Here is a 2,683-nt window from a genome sequence, read left to right as displayed (position 1 = left end):
TAGGGTAGCCAGCGCCGTGTAATCGCCGACACCGCCATCGCCCGTGCGCCGCAATCCGTAAACCTGCGTGGCGATGCCCCACATGGGCGGCGCTTTTTTTGCGTTGGATTCGATCGCGCGCCAGGCGTCATCGACGGTATAGCAACGTGCCGGGGCGACCGCGAGCGTGGTGCGCTGCTCGTTGATCATGAGCGCGTGATAACCCGGCTCGGAGATCGGCGAGAGCAACGCCGTTTCGCCGCGCGGCGACGTGAACCGTCCGTCGATGACAGCGCCGCTTTCCAGCTCTATCCGATACCGTGCGCCCGTTTTCACGGCGGCGACCGGCAGCGCTATGGCGCGGTCGACCTCGGCGGTCATCAGCGGTGGAAGCTTGCGGCCGGTCAATTCGGCATCGAGCGTGGCGGTGCTTTGTTTCAGCTGCGCGGCGTTGCCGCAGGGCAAACCTAGTCGTTCCAGCAGGACGGTCAGCGTTGCTTCGGGCACGCGCTGCGTTTGCTTGTGTGCGTCCTGCCACTCGACTTCGAAGCCGGCCTTGATGGCAAGCGCCTCCACTGGACTCGGCGGCGGGGGTGTCTGGCCGGACGTGGCCGGCGGTGTGGTGATCGTGCTCACGAGGTTTTCCCCGAAGCTTTGACGCGGCGGGCGTCATGATTGAACGCGGCATCGGCGAAATCGCCTGTCAGCCACGCCATAAAAGTCTCGGCGCCGAGCTCGCCCTTGTCCGCGGCATCGCGTGCGCGAGCCGGGGTTTCGAAGACGACCTTGCCAGGCGGATGACCGGTGAGCTTCACGGCTTCCTTGCCGAGATTCAACGCGACGGAATAGGTACTGCCATCGCCGAGACGCCAGTTCGCCACGACCGCCTTCTCGCCAATAACCTCTGCGCCCAGCGCCTTTGAACCCTTCAGACGCGGCATCAGCAACTTCGCGCGTACGGCCAGCGCCGAACGGTAGAAATGCAGCCAGTCGTTGTGATCGGGGGCGAGCCTGGACTCATCCGGCGACGACATCCTGAACGTGTCGATATGGTTCGGATCCGGGATTTGCGCACGGCGTTTTTCGTCGGTGAATGCGGTGAACTTCGCGAATTCCTTGCGGCGGCCTTCGCGCACGGCATCGGCCAGTTCGTCGTGATAGTCCGTGAAAAACAGGAAGGGTTGCGTGGAACCGTGCTGTTCTTCCATGAAGAGCATCGGGATTTGCGGCGACAACAGCATCAGGCCTGTCGCTGCGTAAAGCGCGTCTTCGGAAGTCAATGTTCGCAGGCGTTCACCCATTGCGCGGTTGCCGACCTGGTCGTGATTCTGCAGGAACATCACGAATGCGCTCGGCGGCAGATGGCCGCTCGGCTCGCCGCGCGGTTTGTTGTCGTGAATGGGCGAGGGCTCGCCTTGATACACAAAACCTTCGCTCAGGACGCGGGCGAGTTTCTGGATCGGCTCTTTGCTGTACGCGCCGTAGTAGCTTTCATCCTCGCCGGTCAGCAGCACGTGAAGCGTGTTGTGCGAGTCGTCGCTCCACTGGGCGTTGAAATGCGATTCCAGGAGATTGGACGTGTTGTGCTCGTTCTCCAGCACAAGATGCACGTGCCGCCCATGTTCCACCGAAGAACGCACGCGGTCCGACAGCTCGCGCAGCCATTCGTCGTCGTTGATGGCGTGCACGGCATCGAGGCGCAAGCCATCGAAACGATATTCGTTGAGCCAGTAGATGGCGTTATCGAAGAAGAAATCGCGCACTTGCGGACGCTCGAAATCGATCGCCGGACCCCATGGGGTGTTTACGCCTTCGCGGAAAAACGTCTTTGCGTACGCGCTCAGGAAATTGCCGTCCGGGCCGAAGTGGTTGTAGACCACGTCGAGGAAGACCATCAGGCCGAGACCGTGCGCGGTATCGATAAGCGTCTTCAATTCATCCGGCGTGCCGTACGCCGAATCGGGCGCATACGGCAGCACGCCGTCGTAGCCCCAGTTGCGGGTACCGCTGAAATCATTGAGCGGCATCAGTTCGATGGCCGTCACACCTAGATGCGCGAGATCCTTGAGTTGCCTGGTCACGCCGGCGTAACCGCCGAGCGTGCCCACGTGCAGTTCGTACAGCACGGTTTCTTCCCACGGACGACCATGCCATTCCGTGTTTTCCCAGCGGAACGCACGCGGGTCGATGACCTCGCTCGGGCCGTGAACATCCTCTGGCTGAAAGCGTGATGCGGGATCGGGTACGGCCAGATCGTCGCTCAGGCGATACCGGTAGCGGGTACCCGCGCCGCCTTCGGCCAGGGCTTCGTACCAGCCGTCGCCGGTCGGGTTCATCTGCGTCAGCGTGGGTTTCTGGTCGTCGTCGTACAGCTCGAGCTGGACCGAATCGAGCGATGGCGCCCAGAACCGGTAGCGCGTGTGGCCGGCATCGGTGAGATGGGCGCCGAAGGGCAGGCAATGAGCGTATTGACGCTTGTGCGGATCGATGGGAGTTTCAGACATGGTCTCTTTGCCTTCAAGGGCGCTTTCAAATACTTGGCTAGGGTGCGCAGGCTTCGACATCCGCCACGTTCGCCGCATTTATCGCTTCAACAATCAACTTTCGTGGTCGCCGGGTGACTTCCAAGGATCCGGCGTGCGCCTCGCTCCGGTCGTGCCCGGGTCAGGCGGCAAGGCGGTCAACAACCGCGGGCCCTCATGTA

2 protein-coding genes and 1 pseudogene are annotated in these 2,683 nt (G+C 62.2%); 1 reads left to right on the top strand and 2 read right to left on the bottom strand.

What is annotated here, in order from left to right; translation table 11 throughout:
- Together ACRXB1_RS34175 and treZ are read right to left on the bottom strand one after the other, a co-directional pair.
- A pseudogene (locus ACRXB1_RS34175) lies at window positions 1–606 on the bottom strand (4-alpha-glucanotransferase); the annotation flags it as partial.
- Between the two features lie 5 nt (window positions 607–611).
- On the bottom strand, window positions 612–2,483 hold the full coding sequence (gene treZ, locus ACRXB1_RS34170) for a malto-oligosyltrehalose trehalohydrolase (RefSeq protein WP_449494556.1): 1,872 nt from the start codon (window positions 2,481–2,483) through the stop codon (window positions 612–614).
- Here treZ and ACRXB1_RS34165 point away from each other — a divergent pair.
- Window positions 2,482–2,683, top strand: a 202-nt coding sequence (locus ACRXB1_RS34165) for a hypothetical protein (protein ID WP_449494555.1), incomplete at its 3' end; no start/stop codon positions are given. The two genes, treZ and ACRXB1_RS34165, sit on opposite strands and share 2 nt — an antisense overlap.

This window comes from Caballeronia sp. M23-90 (assembly GCF_053574605.1).
Note: the sequence above shows the minus strand (reverse complement) of the source record. Positions and strands in the feature narration are given on the sequence as shown.